A 16,636-nucleotide genomic window follows, 5' to 3' on the forward strand; every position below is an offset into this window, starting at 1 on the left:
TCGCGGCGAAATAGACGCTGATCTGCGTCATGCTATACGCGGCGGTTTCGTAGCGCTGTCTGTCCCAAAACGGCTCCAAAATATAAAGCCGCGTCTCCGCGCTCATCGACTCCGCCGCACGCGAAAGGATGCTTACGATCTGCTCCTCTGCAAAGCAGTCCAAAAACTGACTGAGCCAGATCACATCAAAGCCGCGCGGAAAGCGCGTAGCAGCATCTAGCAGATCGGCCGCAAGCCCCTCTATACGTTCAGCTCCGCGCGCGCCTGCGACGGCGTCTTTCATCAGCGCGATCTGCCCCGCAAGATCCATTATCGTGACGCGCACATTTTCGTCGTAGCCTACGCACCGCTTAGCAAAGCGCCCCGTGTTGCCGCCTACGTCTAAAATTTTTGCCGTCTTGCGCGAGAAAATGATCTTTAGCGCGGGCTCAAACGCCAAATCCGAATAAAAATGATCAAACGCGAGCCAGCTTTTGCGCACGTGCGGCGGCAGATGCGAAAGCGCCTCGTAGATCGTAGCCCACTGCCCAAAGACCTTTAGCCCCTCGGGTTTGCCCGATTTTAGCGTCTCTTCGAGCCTAAATAGACCCTCGTAGCACACGTCGTGGATGAAGTCCATATCCACTCCCACCAGCTCGTCGGTAAGTAGAAAATATCCCGCCTTACTAAGCCGAAATTTCTCGCCGCTAAGTAGCACCGTGCCGATGCTAAGCGAGCTTTCCAAAAGCAGCTTTACGGCGTATTCGCTAAGCGAGGTCTTTTGCACGATCTCACTTATGCTTAGTCCGTCCCGCGTCTCATTAAGCGCACTTAAAATTCCAAATTTTTTCATCAGTCGCGAGACTTGAAAGACCACCGGTGCAAAGGCGATCTCATTCGCCGTCCGCTGCGCCTCGCCCGCGCTTTGACGCTCCGTGGCGTAGCGGTCTAAAAGCTGTTTGGGAAGTTTCATTTTCGATCCTGCTCGTGTAAATTTCGCAAAATTTTAGCAAAAAATTCTAACTTTTCTTGCGCCCGCTAAGAATTTGCGCATATCTTAGAATTCTGTGATGAAATTTTAAAATTCCGTCTTAAAATTTATGGAATTTTAGTTAAAATCCTTTCATCAAAATTTCGCGTAAAAGCTCTGCGAAAATGTCAAATTTAGGAGAATCCTTGAAGCTTCAAATGTCCTTGATGTCGGTTGCTTGCGTCATAATCATCCTGGCTGGTCTTAAAGCCGCGCAGGCTATCGTCGTGCCATTTTTGCTAGCTATTTTCATCACGGTGCTCGTCTCGCCGCTGGTGCTTTATGTCCAAAAGATCCGCGTCGGGCGCGTTTTTAGCTTCCTCATCATCACTTTCGCTTTCGTGGCGATTATAGTGTTTTTCGGTGCGGTCATCTTTGATGCGATCAAGGAATTTTCAGCGCGCCTGCCCGAGCTTCAAGCAAAATTTGAAGAGGTGCTAGGAGGCGTGAGTGCGAAGCTCTCTCGATTCGGCATAGAGCTTAACGCCGCAAGCCTGGGCATTGATCCGAGCGAAGCCGCCGCGCAGCTATCTGCACTACTGCGCAAAACAGGCTCGATAGTCTCGACGGGATTTTTCATTTTTATAATGGTTTCATTTATGGTCTTTGAAAGCTCCGTGATCGACGAAAAAATCCGCTATTTTTCGCAAAGTAGCCGTGCTACGCACACTTTCGTGAAGAAATTTGCCTCCAGCCTCAAAAAATATCTACTAATCAAAACTATCGCTTCAGCTTGCACCGGTGCGCTCATCGGACTTGGGCTGTGGACGCTTGGCGTCCCATATGCTGCGCTGTGGGGGATTTTAGCTTTCGTACTAAATTTCATCCCTACGATAGGCTCGATCGTAGCGGTCTTTCCGACGCTTTTCGTGACGCTAGCTACGATGGATATAAGCTCTAGCATCTGGACTATCGCAATCTATTTAGTAGTAAACGTAGCGATCGGAAATATCATCGAGCCGCGATTTTTAGGGCAAGGGCTCGGGCTTTCAACGATCAGCGTGCTTGCAGGGCTACTGTTGTGGGGCTTTGTGCTTGGTATCGGCGGGCTATTTTTGGCTGTGCCGCTTACGATGAGCTTGCAAATCGCGCTTGCCTCAAACGACAAAACACGCTTCATCGCGACTCTATTAAGCAACAAGGTCGAAAGATAAAGCGAAATTCCGCGAAATTTTAAAATTCAATAAATTCTAGCTTGAGCGCGCTCAAGAGTATTTTTGTCTCTTTTAGATAAAATCCGCCCCAAAGGATTAAAGATGACGAGTGAAAAATTTATTTACGAAGTAAACACGGTGACGAAATTTATCCAAATTTACTGCGATGGCAAGCATATGGACGCGCTTAAAAAAGATGGTGCTGTGCTTCATGACTACAAAGACGATAAGGGGCTAGTGCAGACGCACTTTCATCTCTGTAGCGACTGCGAGCGGATGTTGCGTTACGCCTACGCGCGCCTTGGTGCCTGCCCGCACACCGAAAAGCCACGCTGTCACCACTGCCCGCATCCGTGCTACGAGCGTGAAATGTGGGTAAATATGGCTAAGATGATGAAATATAGCGGTATGAAATTAGGACTTACGAAGATCAAAAAGCTTTTTTCGTTTAAAAAAAGCTAACTTGTGCGGGCAATTTAGTTAAAGTTTGCGGGTAAAATTTATCTTTGCAAACCCGCTTCATCTCAACACAAAAAAGTATAAAAAAGCGGCGTGAAAACAAGCACAAAAAGATATAAAAATCAATCAAAATGCTAAATTTTAGCGCGTAAAATTCTGCCTTGCAAACGCAAATCCTACGCAATCCTTGATAATAAATAATTAAATTTGAGTTTATAGTTTTAAGTTAGAATTGTGCCCAATCAAAGGAGAAAATATGAAGGTCATTACCATTGCGGTCGTTAACGGCAAGGTCGTAAACGAAAAGGAATTAATCGCGTCTATCGCCGATTATGACGATTTTACCGCGGTTGCCGAACAACTCCGCAAAGGGCTGAAATCGAGGTATTTTACATCTAGAGAGCATGCGAGGATCTACAAAAAAATCAGCGTCGAGACGGGCTTTAGGCGCGTGCGATTCGACTACAAACCATATAAAGATAAAATTTCAAACCTTATTGCCGAGGGCTACACCGTCAAGGCGATCTTAAAAAAGATCGGCGAGGAGGATGAAGCATTCAAAAACGCCGTTACTGCGCCCGGGCTTACGCACTTTATCTCCGTGACGTTCAAAGATGAAAAAACAAGACTTCGCGCAATCGCCAAAAAAAGCGAAGATTTCTTATACGCATATCGCTTCGAGATTAAGAAAATGCACTTCCAAGGCGTTAGCAATAAAGAAATTTTAAAATATATGAAAGCTCATTACGAAAAGGATTTTGCCAAAGTAAGCGAGCGCGATATAGCCACTTTTATCGAGGCAAACGCGGTGCTAGATACCGACCGCAAACTCTCGCTGTATAAAAAGCCGAGCCTTTACGATCCGCATTTTAGCGAGATTATGAAACTTTACGCAAGCGGCATGCGCGTCTACGATATCTGGAAGACGCTTAAAGCCAAATACCCAGAACTAGCCAAGCTTCAAGCGCCGAGCCTTTATCAGTTCATCGCAAACAACGCCCTTGGCAAAGCCAAATATATGCAAAAAGACTGATATGCCCGCGCTTCTTTCAAATTTTACTTTCAAATTTAAAATTTCGCCGCGATAAAGATCGATGAAAGCCGGTGAAATTTCTATGAAAACCTGCGTCATTCTCTGCGGCGGCAAAAGCTCGCGTTTCGGCAGCGATAAAACGCTGTTTCCATTCCGCGGGCATCCCAGCATGACGCACTTTCTTTTCTCGCGCTTAAGCCGCGAGTTTGAGCGGGTTTTCGCCTGTGCCAAAACCTCTAAATTTAACCCGCCGCTTCCTATGATCTACGACGAATTTGAGGAATTTTCGCCGATGGGCGCGCTATATTCGGCGCTGAAACCATTTAGCGGCGAGCGCATTTTTATCATCCCCGCCGATATGCCATTTGTAGAAATTTCCACTATTCGCGCTCTTAGCGAGCAAGAGGGGCAAATTTGCGTGGCGGGCGACGAGGCACACAGACATAGCTTGTGCGGATTTTTTGACGCAGCTCTCGCACCGCGCGCGCTTGAGCTCTACCGCGCAGGAGAGCATAAGATCGGTGCGCTCATCGGATCTGCAAATTCCAAAGTGCTAAATTTCAAAAACAAAGAGCAGTTTTTAAATATAAATTATCAAAACGATTTAAAGGGCGTAGATGAAATTTAAAGCTTTAGCCTTCGCGCTTTGCGCCATAAGCCTAGCCGCGCAAGATCTATCCGAGCTATACGCAAAGGCTAGCGAATACGAGGCCAAGGGCGATTACAAAAACGCGATGATCTATTACAAAAAGATCGCCGCGGCAAATCTAGCGGAAAGCGGCGAAAAGTCGCGCCGAAATTCAGCAAAAAATTCTACCTCGTCCGCAGAAAACCGCGCTTCGCACGATGATACCGCCGTTTTACGTCTAACTAAACCGCAAAATTCTTTAGCATCATCGAATTCTGCCTCACTATCTCAGAATTCCACGACATCGAGTTCTGCGATGCAGGACGAACGGAATTTTCTAGCGCAAAATTCCGCGCCGCAAGGCGATCAAAATGGTCGAAATTTTGGATTTTTGGGGCTTAAATACTATGAGCCGATCTATATGCTCTTTACCCACGATTTTAGCAAAAAACCCGATCACAAGGCGGATGAGCTGCATTTTGAGTTTAGCTTCGAGCGCCCGATTGCCTACGACGTGCTGGGGTTTGGAGAGAAAATTTCATTCGCTTACGCGCAAAATTCCTGGTGGCAGATCACGCAGGATAGCGCGCCTTTCCGCGAGAGCAACTATCGCCCCGAGCTATACGTTAGCGCGCCGGTGCCGTTTGCGGACGAGTTAAAGATAGGCGCAATGCACGAGTCAAACGGCAAGGGCGGCGAGGAATCGCGCTCATGGAATAGGCTCTACGCCCAAAGCACGTGGAGTGCGGACGGATTTTCTATCACCCCCAGAGCGTGGTATGCGTTTTGGCTGGATCGCACGAACGAGGACATCGCGGATTATATGGGCTACGGCGATCTGCGCGCGTCATACACCTTCGGCAAGCAGCGACTTAGCGCTCTGTGGCGAAACAACCTTCATTTTGACGGCAGTAATCGCGGTGCAATCGAGCTGAACTACAGCTTTCCGATCTTTAACAGTGGATTTTACGGCTATCTGCGCTACTTCAATGGCTACGGCGAAAGCCTCGCGGACTACAAACGCAGCGTCAATAAGATCGGCATCGGGCTTTCTTTCGTGGAATTTTAATGCCATCTGCACCGAGTTGCGAGCTAAATTTGAACTCACGACTCGTTGTGCGTCTTAAAATCGCACCAAATTTCAACCGCTTTTAAATTTCTTAGAAATTAATATTGTTTTAGCTAAAATCGCAGATTAAATTTTAAACAAAAGGATCAAAAAATGGCACAAATTCAAGAGGCCGAGCTCATCTGGAAAGACGGCAAGCTAATCCCATGGGCGGAGGCCACCACTCACGTTTTGACGCACTCTTTGCACTACGGAAACGCCGTATTTGAGGGCGTACGCGCTTATAAAACCGACAAAGGCTACGCGATTTTTCGCTTGGACGAGCACACTCGCAGGCTTGAAATTTCGGCAAAGCTCTGCCTAATCAAGCTTCCGTTTAGTTTCGAGCAGCTTCGTCAGGCCCAGATCGACGTCGTCGCGAAAAACCACTTCGATCAGACCGTCTATATCCGCCCGCTAGCGTACTTCGGCTATGGCTCGATGGGTGTTTCGTCTACGAACTGCCTGGTAAACGTCATCGTCGCAGCGTGGCAATGGGGCGCGTATATGGGCGAAGATGCGCTACACAAAGGGATCAAAGCCAAAATTTCATCGTGGATAAAGCCGGCGCAATTTTCGATGATGGCAAAAGCCAAAGCGAGTGCGAATTATTTTAACTCGCAGATGGCAAATTTTGAGGCGGTCGATGCGGGATACGATGAGGCGATACTGCTCGATCCTCAGGGCTTCGTCGCAGAGGGGCCGGGCGAGTGCCTATTTATCGTGAAAGATGGGCTCATCATCACTCCGCCGAACGACACCAGCCTAGAGAGCATCACTCAAAACTCGGTCATCGAAATCGCGCGCAGCCTGGGCTACGAAGTCCGCAGAGAGCGCATCGCTCGCGATCAGCTCTATGCCGCGGACGAGGCGTTTTTCACCGGCACCGCCGCGGAGGTCACGCCGATTAGCAACATCGACGGCAGGATCATCGGCAAGGGCGAGATGGGCGAGATCACGAGCCGCTTGCAAAAGGCGTATTTCGCCGCCGTCACGGGCAAAGACCCTAAATTTGAGCACTGGCTCACATACGTTAAATAAGGACGCGCATGCCAGCGGATTTGAATGATTATTTTAATAAGAAAAACAGCGACAAAAAAGGCGGGAATTTAAATTTTAAAATTCCTAATTTCGGAGGGATGGGCAAGTTTAGCGGCGTGCTTTACGTGATAATCGCGCTAATCGCGCTGCTCGTGATTGCAAAGCCCTTCGTCACGATCCAATCGGGCGAAGTGGGGATCAAGTCAAATTTAGGCAAATACGATCCGATGCCTCTTGGCGCGGGGCTTCACTTTTTCGTGCCGTTCATACAGGACGTATTCGTCGTAGATACTCGCACGCGTATCATCAACTACACCAGCAGCGAAGATATGAGCGCGGGTATCGCCACTAAAAGCGGTACCGCGGGCGGTATCATCAGCAAAAACTCGCTTTCGGTGCTAGACTCGCGAAATTTGCCCGTCAGCATCGACATCACCGTGCAATACAGGCTCAATGAAGCCACGGCGCCCAACACGATCGCCGAGTGGGGCTTTTTGTGGGAGGATAAGATCATCGATCCGCGCGTAAAGGACGTCGTGCGCAGCGTCATCGGCAACTATGCCGCAGAGGAGCTGCCGACCAAACGCGACGAGATCGCTAAAGCGATCGACGACGGCATCCGCAAAAATATCGAAGCACTGCCGAATTCGCCCGTAGATCTGCTAGCCGTGCAGCTTCGCGAGATCATCCTGCCGGCGAAGGTAAAGGAACAGATCGAGCGCGTACAGATCGCCAAGCAGGAGGCCGAGCGCACCAAATACGAGGTCGAGCGCGCAAATCAAGAGGCGCTTAAAAAGGCTGCTCTTGCCAAAGGTAACGCAGACGCCGTCAAAATCGAAGCTCAAGGTCGCGCCGATGCCGCTAAGATCGAAGCCGACGCGCAAGCCTACGCCAACAAAGAGGTCGCAAAGAGCTTGGATGCAAATCTTTTAAGCCTCAAGCAGATCGAGACGCAGGCTAAATTTAACGAGGCGTTGCGCGAAAACAGCGACGCGAAAATTTTCCTAACGCCGGGCGGCGCGGTGCCTAATATCTGGGTCGATACGAAAGATAAGGCGAAGCAAAGCGCCATCGAGCGGGAAAATTAAAATTTCAGGCGGTTATGCGCCCCAATTTCGCGAACTAAATTTAATAACAAGTTGCTCCGGGCGCATAAGCTTAACTCTCGATTTTGCGAGCTAAACTTAACAGCGAGCGCGAAAGCTCGCGATTAGCAAAACTCACACTCGTCGCAGCTTAAGCCTAGCGGTCGCTTAAAATTTAGCCGCCAGGTTTACTCTTTAAATTTACGAGGCTCGCCGCTTCGTAAATTCATAACTCAAATTCCGCGTGCGGCGGCTAAATTCAGGGCGCGCGACTTCGTAAACTAAGGATCAAAGATGAAGGTAGATTGGCAAAAATTAGGCGGGCTGCTCCCCACGATCGTGCAGGACGCGGGTGACGGCGCGGTTTTGATGCTCGCGTATATGAACGAAGAGGCGCTAGGCCTAACGCTGCAAACGGGCTACGCGCACTACTTCTCGCGCAGCAAGAGGCGCATCTGGAAAAAGGGGGAGGAGAGCGGTCACGTTCAGCTCGTAAAATCCGCGTTTTTGGACTGCGACAACGACGCGCTGCTGCTTAAAGTCGAGCAATGCGGCGGATCCGCCTGCCACACGGGCGCGCGAAGCTGTTTTTTCAAAGAGATTTCGCTGCAAAAATGCGGCGAAAATATGGGGGGCTCGAGCGCTTGCGGCGCGATAAATTTTGCAGAGCACGGCTCTGCAACCTCTCTCGTGCAGAAAAATTCCACAAATTCCCGCGCAGGGCAAAATTCCGTAGCTTGCGACGGCTCGGCGGATTACGCGCCCCAAAATTCTACTACCTACTGCAGCAATCAGAGCTCCACAATGCAAAGCCCCGCTGCGGCAAATTCCACGCTCACAAATTCCGTCGCAGAGCGCAGCGAGCAAAATTTAGACGCCGTCTCGCAAAATTCTACGCTCGAAAACTCCGCAGAAAAAAGCCCGTACGGCATTTTGGACGAAATTTATCACGTCTGCTTGGATCGCAAGCTAAACGGCGAGCCCGCGCTCTCCTATGTCGCCTCGCTCTACGCGAAGGGCGAAAACGCCTATCTCAAAAAGATCGCCGAGGAGGCGTGCGAGTTCGCGCTGGCGTGCAAGGACCTCTCGCGCAGCGAGCTTTACGCAGACGCCGCGCGCGAGGGCTTCGGCGAGCACAAAGCAGGCGAGCCGCGATACGACGTGATTTACGAGGGAGCGGATCTTTTATTTCACCTTCTGCTCGCGCTTGCGGCGCACAATATCCACCCGGATGCCCTACTTGACGAGTTGGCGCGCAGGCAAGGACAAAGCGGCATCGAAGAAAAGCGCAGCCGCAAAAAATGATGCGTAAAATTTAATCGCACTGCATGAACTAAAATCCGCGCCATAAATTTCAGCACCTTGCGCAAATCGTAAAATTTCACTAAAATTTTAAAATCAAATTTAAAGGATAGATGATGAGGCAGATCACGATGCAGGAGGCTTTGGACGCGGTTAGCGAGCGCTACTGCAAAGGCCATCACTACGAAAACGTAGCGCTAAGCGATGAGATGGTGCGCCGCATCTGCGAGGTAAAAAGCCTCGTAAATATGGGCTTTATAGCTACGGCGATTACGGATGCGGCACTACAGCATCTAGCCATGCTACCGAAGCTTGCGTATCTATTTTTGCAAGATAGCGATAAGATAAGCGGCGAGGGCTTTAGATACTTTGCGGGACACGCTAAGCTTGAGCACATCGGTATCGAAAATGTCAGCATCACGGACGAGGGGCTAAAAGCGATCGTGCAAATCCCGAAGCTAAAATTGCTGCGCCTGGTCAATTCGCACGTGAGCTTTGCAGGGCTGCTAGCCGCGGCGGATACGAAAGTCCAGTTTTATCTTGGCGGCGGGCGCTTCAGCAAGGAACAAATTGCGGAATTCGAACAGGCACAAAGAGACGCCGCAAAGAGCAAAAAGAAGCTCGATCCGGATGACCTGGCGGCGGCGCGCGGCGCGCTACTCGCGTTTTTCGCGGCGATGAGCGAATGGGAGAAATTTGCCACTTCGCGAATTGACGACGCGGATGACGGCGATGTGCAGCGCAGATGCGACGAGCTCTTTGCGCGCTACTGCACGCCCGTTAGGCGCAGCGGCTTCCGCCCCGAGGGCATCTCGTTTTCAATGATGGAGGGCGGCACCTACGGCGGATACGAGCTAACGGACGCCGAATGCGAGAGCAAAAATAAAATTTACATCTACGCCAAGGACGAACACGGCTTTGCGCGCCGCTTCCTGCTCGTGCGCAAGGACGGGCGCTGGCTCGTAGATAAGTGCCAAGGTATGAACGGCTGCTGGAAAAACCGCGGGCTGTAAATTTAAGCGCAAAACGAGGTTCAAATTTCATCCGCGGCGCGACTGCAGGGATAAAATTTAGCCTGCCGCAAGCGCAGTGATAAAATTTCATCGGCGCTGCGAAACAAAAACAAAGAGGGCAAATGAGCGGTAAAATTTCTGCGTACGATGCGCACGGCGATCAAAGAAAGGCGCGAATGAAAAGGCGAATTTTCTCCGAGCTGGGCGGCTTCATGGTGTACGAGCCCGCGCTACTCGCGCGCTATCTGGATGAGCACGGGCTTGCGAACGGGGACGTTCTTGCTTATTTTACGCAGACCGAGCACGGAGACGCGGTCACAGAAGAGGGCATCGCCGTGCCGATATTGGGCGTTCGCAGCTTTAAAATTTCACAACGCTTATAATCCGCTATATAATGACGCTGGAGTTTGGCGGTACTAATGTATTTTTTTAGAAGTCAATGTTTAATCAAAATTCTTATAGTTTTGGATGCGGAATTTACGTTTAAATCAATTAAATTAAGCCGCCCAAAAGACGGCTTAAATTTTACCTCTCGAAAATAAAAATTTTATTCACGCCGTTTTCTCTGGATGCGACGTAGAATTTGCCCTCTTTGATAGCGAGTGCATGGGCATCGCTCGCGCCTTCAAAGCTATAAATCTCCACGATCTTTCTGCTGCGCGGATCAAGCTTTAGGATGCTTGAGTATTGCTTCGAGAGTAGATAAACAAACTCGCCGCTCGCATCCATACCCGTGATATAGTAGTCGTTTATGTCCCTGCCGTCTTTTACGCCGAGAGCCTCATCGAAGCTCGGCACGAACTCGCTCGAGAGTAGATTGTCGGCGTCGCTAAAGCTCGCCACGCTCCAGCTTTGCTTTATGTTATCTGGCACGCTAGCGACAAAAAACTCGCCGTAGAAATCCGAGTGATCCCAGCTTAGGATATACTGTTGTTTGGCGCGTACGGTGGAGTAGCGATCTTTGAAATCAAGCGTGAAATTTTCGTATCCATCGTGCAGATAGCGCCACGCCTTGTTTGCTTCCTCTTTGCTTTGGTTCGGTGCGGGCTTGAAAAACTCATAGGTTTTATTATAGCTCATGAGCCCTACCGAGCCTTTAAAAAAGCTCGCTGCAACGGTCTTTTCCATCTGTATTATCCAATCAGGCGTGCTTCGTAGATAGCTTTTTACGGTTTTTAGCTCGCCGTCCATTTCGTAGAGCTCGAATTTTAGCGTGCCGAGCAAGAAGCTTCCGCTTGCCGCGTCGTAGTCAAGCCCTGTGACGGGATTATTGTTGTTTAAATTTAGCGTTATCTCGCCGCTTTTGCGTAGCGGCGTTAAATTTGTCACTGCGCCGTCTGCAGGATTTAGATTAAATTCGCCGCCCAGCGCCAGTGCGGCGCACAAAAGGGTTAAAGTTAAAATTTTTCTCATATTGCGACCTCATTTCGGTAAATTCGGTAGTTTTGGATTCCAGCTTTCGCGGAAGTCAATTTCGGTCTCCCCCCAGTGATCAAGCTCCCAAAACCACTTTGACGGATCGACGCTCATGCGCGAAGGCGTCGCGGAGGCTAGATAGGGCGGAGGACCTGCCGTGATAAAGGCCTGAACGCAGTTAAAAGCCATGATGATCGCAAAGGCTACCACGGCTATCTTGCCTAGCGCGAAGCTCGGCAGAACCGCACCGTATGCGCTCTCCTCGCTTTTTTGCATTATTTTGCCTACGTTTTTGCCTAGCAGCAAAATCACTCCCAAAAATATAATGACGCAAAAATGCACCACTACGACCCAAAACTGCGTGTGTGCGCCTAAAATTTCAAGCCCGAAGCCCTGCTTGATGTCGAGGTAACCGCCGCCGGTGCCGTCGAGGCTGTAATGCAAAAAGCCGTCGTATAGCCCGAGGCATGCTAAAAAGAGGATCGCGGCTAGGTATTTGACTGTAAAGCCGTATCTAACGATCAGCAAAGCCACGAATGAGATTGCGACCATGCAAAATCTCTCGTGCCAGCACATGATGCAGGGGCTATCGCCCATGCCAAAGCCCAAAACCAAACACGCGATACCTACGGGCAGGGCGATGAGGGCGAGGGCAGCAAGAGCGAAAAGATTAAAAAACCGCTTTTCATCTTCGCCCCAGCCCGCAGAAATCTCGGCGCCGCGAATGAGGCTTTGAGACATTTTATCTTGCAAACTTTTCATTGCTCGCTCCTAAAAATTTCCCATAGGCACGACAGCAAATTTATTCACCCATGCCATCATGATGACGAGTATTGCGATACCCGCAATACCAAAGCCCATAACCGCGCGCTTTTTCTCAGGTCTAAACCACAACAAAAGGCCCGCGACGAAAAACATCAGAACCATTAAAAATTCCATATTTTCTCCTTTCTTACTGAAATTTAATATCGTAAAAATATTACTATTTTGCTTATTAGACGTATATTAAAAATTATGTTTTTATCAGTATAAATAAATTTTTATGAAATTTCATGATACTAAAATAGCTATTTTTAAGAAAATTTTTTCTATTCCAGCTTGATTTAAATTTATCTAAAGCATTTCGATTAGCCTGATTTTGCTTGTGCGAGTCGCGTGATAAAACGTCACGCGATTGAAATTATAAAATTAGCAAGAAGATGAACAATGACTTTTAGCGCAGCGGCAAGCGAGTGGGGGGCAATCATCGCTGGGCGCATCCATTTTTCTTGCGGCGGAGCGGTCTCTTGCATTATGTCTATCTTCTTACGTTTAGGCTGTATTCTTGCACCGCGTTTTCCCCTACTGGGTCCTCGTTTCGGTAGCGGATGCCGCCTCGTTGATAGCAAGCAATACCTTGCGATCGGTTTATGTCGGTCGCAGATGCCGCTCTACTGTGCGGTTATTTTGGCTTGTATTGCGCAATGAAATTTTGAAATTTTACAAAGCTTGCCCAAGCCGATCACTTTAAATTTTTGCTCGTTCTTAGTCGCGAAATGTTTGCGCGTGGGCTTTAGGCGGCATGCAGACATCCTCGCGTACTCCCTGCTGAATTGCGACGAGCTTTCGTATCCGACGTCAAAGGCCGCTTGAGAAGCCGTGCTATCGCTGTTTTGCAAGATATATCTAGCTTCCTGCAGTCTAATGCGCTTTTGAAAATCAAGTGGGCTTAGCGCGGTAATTTTTTTGAAATTATGGTAAAACGACGACGGACTAATGCCGAGCTCGGCCGCCAACTCGCGCATGTTGATCGGCTCTTTGAAGCGGATTTTAATTTCCCTCATTGCGCGCGCGATGGAGTTTTCCGCCGTGCCCTGCATGACGAAGCGACTCAGGAATTCTCCCACGCCGCTTAAGATCAGCATGTATAAAATTTCCTTTATTGCCAAACGCCCGGCGTGCTTTAGGCTCGCAGGCTCCCGCCGTAGCAAAGAGATGAGCCTAGAAACGGCGTCCGCGATCTCGTAGCTCATACGCCGAAATATAGGCTGCTTTCAAGTCTGCCAGCGCGGCTCTGCCCCTCTATTTCCTTGAGCGCCTCAAGAATTCCTCGCTTTGAAATTTAATGCTTACCGATAGAAACGGACAGTGCTCTACCCGCCCCAAAAGCGGCAAGTCGCTTGCGCAAAGTAGGAATTTTTGCATATCGTAGCGATACTGCTTGCCGCTAAATTCCACCATTTTGCCGTCGCGCAGGCACAAGCACGCGCTAGGTTCGTAGATCGTCGCGATGAAGTCTGGGGCTTTCTTTGACGATAGAAGCTAAACGCCCCTATAGGCTTCTGAGCGTGCCCCTAGGCGGGATATAGCTCGTCCGCGATCTTTGTGGCGTCTTTTAAAATTTTATCTACTTCGTTCATGCTATCTTCTTTAAATTTACTCGGGTTATATTTAAATTTGCACGATTAGGCAAGGAATTTGGAGTATCGTGCTACCGCAAAATTTTAAAAAAGGCTATAATTTAGCCAACTTTATTTAAAGGAGAGAAAATGACAGATTTTAGTTTTTGCAACCCCGTGAGGATAGAATTTGGCAAGGGTAAAGAGGAGCATATCGGGCAGTATATGAAGGAAGCGGGCGCGAAAAAAGCTCTCGTACTATACGGCAGCGAGCGCGTGCGAAAGAGCGGTCTGATGGGCGTCGTGGAGAGCAGCTTAAAGGCAAGCGGTATAGAATTTACGCAGCTTGGCGGCATAAAATCAAATCCCGTGTTAAGTAAAGTAAATGAAGCGATCAAGCTCGCTAAAGAATTTGGCGCTGATAGCGTGCTTGCTGTGGGCGGCGGAAGCGTACTGGACTCCGCAAAAGCCGTAGCCGCGGGCGCCTGCTACGATGGCAACGTGTGGGATTTTTTTATCGGCAAAAGCCCAAGCGCCGCGCTTAAAATTTTTGACATCATCGCCCTTGCCGCGACGGGCTCGGAGATGAACTGCGGCGGCGTGGTGACTAAGGAGCAGACCAAACAAAAATACCCGATCAGCGCGCCGTGTCTATACCCGAAAATCTCGGTGATAAACCCGCAGCTGCAAGCAACCGTCAGCAGCGAGTATCTCGTATATAGCGCGAGCGACATCATCGCGCACAGCATCGAGGGGTAGTATTTTACCGCTAGCGTCCACCCGGACATCGTTCGAGCCTATATCGAAGCCAACATCAAAACCGTCATCCGCACGACTGAAATCCTGCTTGCAGATCCGAGCGATTACGACGCGCGCGCCGAGTTTGCGTGGGCCGCGACGATGGCGCTAAACGGACTAACCTACGTGGGCGTGGGTGGCTTCGGCTATCCAAACCATATGATCGAGCATGCGATGAGCGCGGTCGTGGACTGCGCGCACGGAGCCGGTCTTAGCGTAGTAATGCCTGCGTGGATGAGGTGGTATAAGGATAGGAATTTAAGCGCGTTTGAGCGTTTCGCTCGTGAAATTTTTGACCTTAAAAGTGCGAATGAAGGCATTGCAGCACTTAAAGCGTGGTTTGATAAGATCGGCACGCCTACTAGCCTCGCACAGCTTGGCATCGAAGGCAAGGTGCTAGACGAGGTCATAGACGTAGCCGCGACAAACGCTAAAGCTTGGAATATGGTGGAGCTTTATAGCCGCGAAAATATCACTAAAATTTTAGATTTTGCAAAATAAGGCGCGAGTGCATAGATAAAATTTAAACCGAAGGGGCGAGCGATCGCCCTTTCTGAAAAGGCAGACGGTAGTGTGGGTGCGCTAGTGATTACCCTTCCTAAAAAATAATCGGCTGCGCGGATAGCGAGATGATCGTTTTGCATCCCTTTAAGTCCGCGAGGCTCGCTGTAAGAGGGCAGAGGCGACAAGCGGCGCGTCTAAATTTAAAGCGTAGGCAGCTGCGGATCGAGCGTGAAATTTAGCTATGTTCGGAAGGGTAAATTTTGCCACATAATACTTGCGCCGAATTTGATGCGCAAATCTCGCAATAAATTTTACTCCGGCGCGAAATTTTGTCGCGTTTAATGGCTTTGCTTAAACGCTCTTATCCCGCGCTATCTAAAAATTCGCTCGTTAAATTTTAATCTCGGCTTTATATTTGTGATTGCGAAATTTGCTTTTGTGTGCCGACGGCGTATTTAAATTTATCCCTCGATGCTAAGCAGATTGCCGAAAATTTCTTTGCAATACTTAATGAAGCGTTTGGGAATTTTAACCCCGCTGATATCCACGGTGATGACGCTGTCTTGGACTTCAAAAACGATAAGCTCGCTAGTGATTTTTGCCGCCTTGCATCCGTTATAACATATGTCGCCTACACTTGGCGTATAAGCCGTTGTGCGGCGCATCTGCGTCCTCGTACCGCCCGAGCTTGATCGGTCTTTGGAAAAGCAGATAGTTCTTATAGTCGTACTTGTCGTCCGCAAGGCCTATCATATAATAATTCTCGGCGCTGTTTTTGGAAGCGGTCGCAACACCTGCTTTAAAATTTAGTCTAAACATAAATTCTGCCTTGGCAAAAAACGGCAAATTTTACCGCTTCAAATTTACATGAGCTGCGCACCCTTACCTTTTACAACCTCGCCGATAACGTAACCATCGGTATTTGCTAGCACGAAGTCCGCGTTTTCTTTCGGCACTACGACGATCATGCCAACGCCCATGTTAAACGTCCTCATCATCTCGGCAGGCTCTACCTTTTGCGCTATGATTTTAAAGATTTCAGGCGTGCGGATTGCGGCGCGCTCGATCTTTGCACCCAGCCCCTCCGGAAATACGCGCGGCAAATTTTCCACGATGCCGCCGCCCGTGATGTGCGCGAGCGCGTGGATCTTGTCTTTTAAATTTAAAAAGCCTCCGACGTAGATCCTGGTCGGCTCCAAAAGCACGTCGATGAGCGCGCGACCGTCCACCTTATCGTCAAATTTTAGCCCCAGCTCGGCGACCACTTTGCGGGCGAGCGAGAAGCCGTTTGAGTGCAGGCCGCTGCTAGGAAGCGCGATAAGCACGTCGCCCTCGCGGACGAATTTTGAGCGGTCGATCTCGTCCTCCTCGGCGATACCCACGGCAAAGCCCGCTAGGTCGAAGTCGCCCTTTTCATACATCGAGGGCATCTCAGCCGTCTCACCGCCGATAAGCGCGCAGCGGGCGAGCTTGCAGCCCTCGGCGATGCTTTTTACGACCTCTTTGGCATCCGCGATCTCAAGCTTCGCCGTCGCGTAGTAGTCGAGGAAAAATAGCGGCTCGGCGAAGTTGCAGATGAGATCGTTTACGCACATTGCGACGAGGTCTTGCCCCACGCCCTCAAATTTGCGCGCGTCGATCGCTAGTCGCAGTTTTGTGCCCACGCCGTCGGTGGCGCCTAGGATCGCAGGTTTTTTGTAGCCTGCAG

At 49.6% G+C, this 16,636-nt stretch carries 19 protein-coding genes and 1 pseudogene; 11 read left to right on the forward strand and 9 right to left on the reverse strand.

The genetic code is table 11. The features are described 5' to 3' along the window. Positions 1 to 952, reverse strand: a 952-nt coding sequence (locus tag Q0614_RS09180; protein ID WP_298788210.1) for a class I SAM-dependent methyltransferase, incomplete at its 3' end; no start/stop codon positions are given. A 203-nt stretch (positions 953 to 1,155) separates the two neighbouring features. On the opposite strand from Q0614_RS09180, the gene Q0614_RS09185 reads away from it, so the two are divergent. From Q0614_RS09185 to Q0614_RS09235, 10 genes are all read left to right on the forward strand, one after another. Next, positions 1,156 to 2,163 carry an AI-2E family transporter gene (locus tag Q0614_RS09185; protein ID WP_295150738.1) on the forward strand — a complete coding sequence of 336 codons (1,008 nt, stop codon included), beginning with the start codon at positions 1,156 to 1,158 and terminating at the stop codon, positions 2,161 to 2,163. A gap of 102 nt (positions 2,164 to 2,265) precedes the next feature. Further along, a complete protein-coding gene (locus Q0614_RS09190) occupies positions 2,266 to 2,625 on the forward strand; it encodes a nitrous oxide-stimulated promoter family protein (RefSeq protein WP_298788212.1) in 360 nt (119 codons plus the stop codon). 253 nt (positions 2,626 to 2,878) lie between these two features. After that, complete coding sequence (locus tag Q0614_RS09195; protein WP_298788214.1) at positions 2,879 to 3,655, forward strand: hypothetical protein; 777 nt, start codon at positions 2,879 to 2,881, stop codon at positions 3,653 to 3,655. A gap of 61 nt (positions 3,656 to 3,716) precedes the next feature. After that, the gene (locus Q0614_RS09200) at positions 3,717 to 4,283 is read left to right on the forward strand and encodes a molybdenum cofactor guanylyltransferase (protein ID WP_298788216.1); all 567 of its coding nucleotides are present in this window, start codon (positions 3,717 to 3,719) and stop codon (positions 4,281 to 4,283) included. Then, a complete protein-coding gene (locus Q0614_RS09205) occupies positions 4,273 to 5,352 on the forward strand; it encodes a phospholipase A (RefSeq protein WP_298788217.1) in 1,080 nt (359 codons plus the stop codon). Before Q0614_RS09200 ends, Q0614_RS09205 begins: the two co-directional genes overlap by 11 nt. 153 nt (positions 5,353 to 5,505) lie before the next feature. Then, the gene (locus Q0614_RS09210; protein WP_298788219.1) at positions 5,506 to 6,432 is read left to right on the forward strand and encodes a branched-chain amino acid transaminase; all 927 of its coding nucleotides are present in this window, start codon (positions 5,506 to 5,508) and stop codon (positions 6,430 to 6,432) included. An 8-nt stretch (positions 6,433 to 6,440) separates the two neighbouring features. After that, positions 6,441 to 7,520, forward strand: a complete 1,080-nt coding sequence (locus Q0614_RS09215; RefSeq protein ID WP_298788221.1) for an SPFH domain-containing protein — start codon at positions 6,441 to 6,443, stop codon at positions 7,518 to 7,520. Between the two features lie 291 nt (positions 7,521 to 7,811). Then, the gene (hisI, locus tag Q0614_RS12585; RefSeq protein WP_366125052.1) at positions 7,812 to 8,822 is read left to right on the forward strand and encodes a phosphoribosyl-AMP cyclohydrolase; all 1,011 of its coding nucleotides are present in this window, start codon (positions 7,812 to 7,814) and stop codon (positions 8,820 to 8,822) included. Between the two features lie 113 nt (positions 8,823 to 8,935). Beyond that, the gene (locus Q0614_RS09230; RefSeq protein ID WP_298788223.1) at positions 8,936 to 9,832 is read left to right on the forward strand and encodes an NTF2 fold immunity protein; all 897 of its coding nucleotides are present in this window, start codon (positions 8,936 to 8,938) and stop codon (positions 9,830 to 9,832) included. Positions 9,833 to 9,954: 122 nt separating this feature from the next. Next, the gene (locus Q0614_RS09235; RefSeq protein WP_298788224.1) at positions 9,955 to 10,215 is read left to right on the forward strand and encodes a hypothetical protein; all 261 of its coding nucleotides are present in this window, start codon (positions 9,955 to 9,957) and stop codon (positions 10,213 to 10,215) included. Between the two features lie 142 nt (positions 10,216 to 10,357). On the opposite strand, the gene Q0614_RS09240 is transcribed toward Q0614_RS09235, so the two are convergent. The 5 genes from Q0614_RS09240 to Q0614_RS09260 form a co-directional block, all read right to left on the reverse strand. Then, positions 10,358 to 11,245, reverse strand: a complete 888-nt coding sequence (locus tag Q0614_RS09240) for a hypothetical protein (protein ID WP_298788226.1) — start codon at positions 11,243 to 11,245, stop codon at positions 10,358 to 10,360. Between the two features lie 9 nt (positions 11,246 to 11,254). After that, positions 11,255 to 12,010, reverse strand: a complete 756-nt coding sequence (locus Q0614_RS09245; protein WP_298788228.1) for a disulfide bond formation protein B — start codon at positions 12,008 to 12,010, stop codon at positions 11,255 to 11,257. A gap of 9 nt (positions 12,011 to 12,019) precedes the next feature. After that, positions 12,020 to 12,187: a hypothetical protein gene (locus tag Q0614_RS09250; protein ID WP_291938627.1), complete on the reverse strand. Its 168-nt coding sequence runs from the start codon at positions 12,185 to 12,187 to the stop codon at positions 12,020 to 12,022. A gap of 491 nt (positions 12,188 to 12,678) precedes the next feature. Next, complete coding sequence (locus tag Q0614_RS09255; protein ID WP_298788230.1) at positions 12,679 to 13,260, reverse strand: AraC family transcriptional regulator; 582 nt, start codon at positions 13,258 to 13,260, stop codon at positions 12,679 to 12,681. A 49-nt stretch (positions 13,261 to 13,309) separates the two neighbouring features. Continuing rightward, positions 13,310 to 13,519: an AraC family transcriptional regulator N-terminal domain-containing protein gene (locus Q0614_RS09260; RefSeq protein WP_366125053.1), complete on the reverse strand. Its 210-nt coding sequence runs from the start codon at positions 13,517 to 13,519 to the stop codon at positions 13,310 to 13,312. 257 nt (positions 13,520 to 13,776) lie between these two features. Between Q0614_RS09260 and Q0614_RS09265 the strand changes: the two are divergent. Further along, positions 13,777 to 14,925: pseudogene (locus Q0614_RS09265) on the forward strand (iron-containing alcohol dehydrogenase). A gap of 464 nt (positions 14,926 to 15,389) precedes the next feature. Here the strand turns inward: Q0614_RS09265 and Q0614_RS09270 are convergent. The 3 genes from Q0614_RS09270 to purM form a co-directional block, all read right to left on the reverse strand. Continuing rightward, the gene (locus tag Q0614_RS09270; RefSeq protein ID WP_298788232.1) at positions 15,390 to 15,593 is read right to left on the reverse strand and encodes a hypothetical protein; all 204 of its coding nucleotides are present in this window, start codon (positions 15,591 to 15,593) and stop codon (positions 15,390 to 15,392) included. Further along, positions 15,544 to 15,747: an Imm10 family immunity protein gene (locus tag Q0614_RS09275; RefSeq protein WP_298788234.1), complete on the reverse strand. Its 204-nt coding sequence runs from the start codon at positions 15,745 to 15,747 to the stop codon at positions 15,544 to 15,546. Before Q0614_RS09275 ends, Q0614_RS09270 begins: the two co-directional genes overlap by 50 nt. A gap of 44 nt (positions 15,748 to 15,791) precedes the next feature. Then, positions 15,792 to 16,636 (reverse strand): phosphoribosylformylglycinamidine cyclo-ligase (gene purM, locus Q0614_RS09280; RefSeq protein WP_298788236.1); only part of this gene is annotated, 845 nt, incomplete at its 5' end.

Origin of the sequence: uncultured Campylobacter sp. (genome assembly GCF_937997595.1) — a bacterium.
Classification (GTDB): Bacteria; Campylobacterota; Campylobacteria; order Campylobacterales; family Campylobacteraceae; genus Campylobacter_B.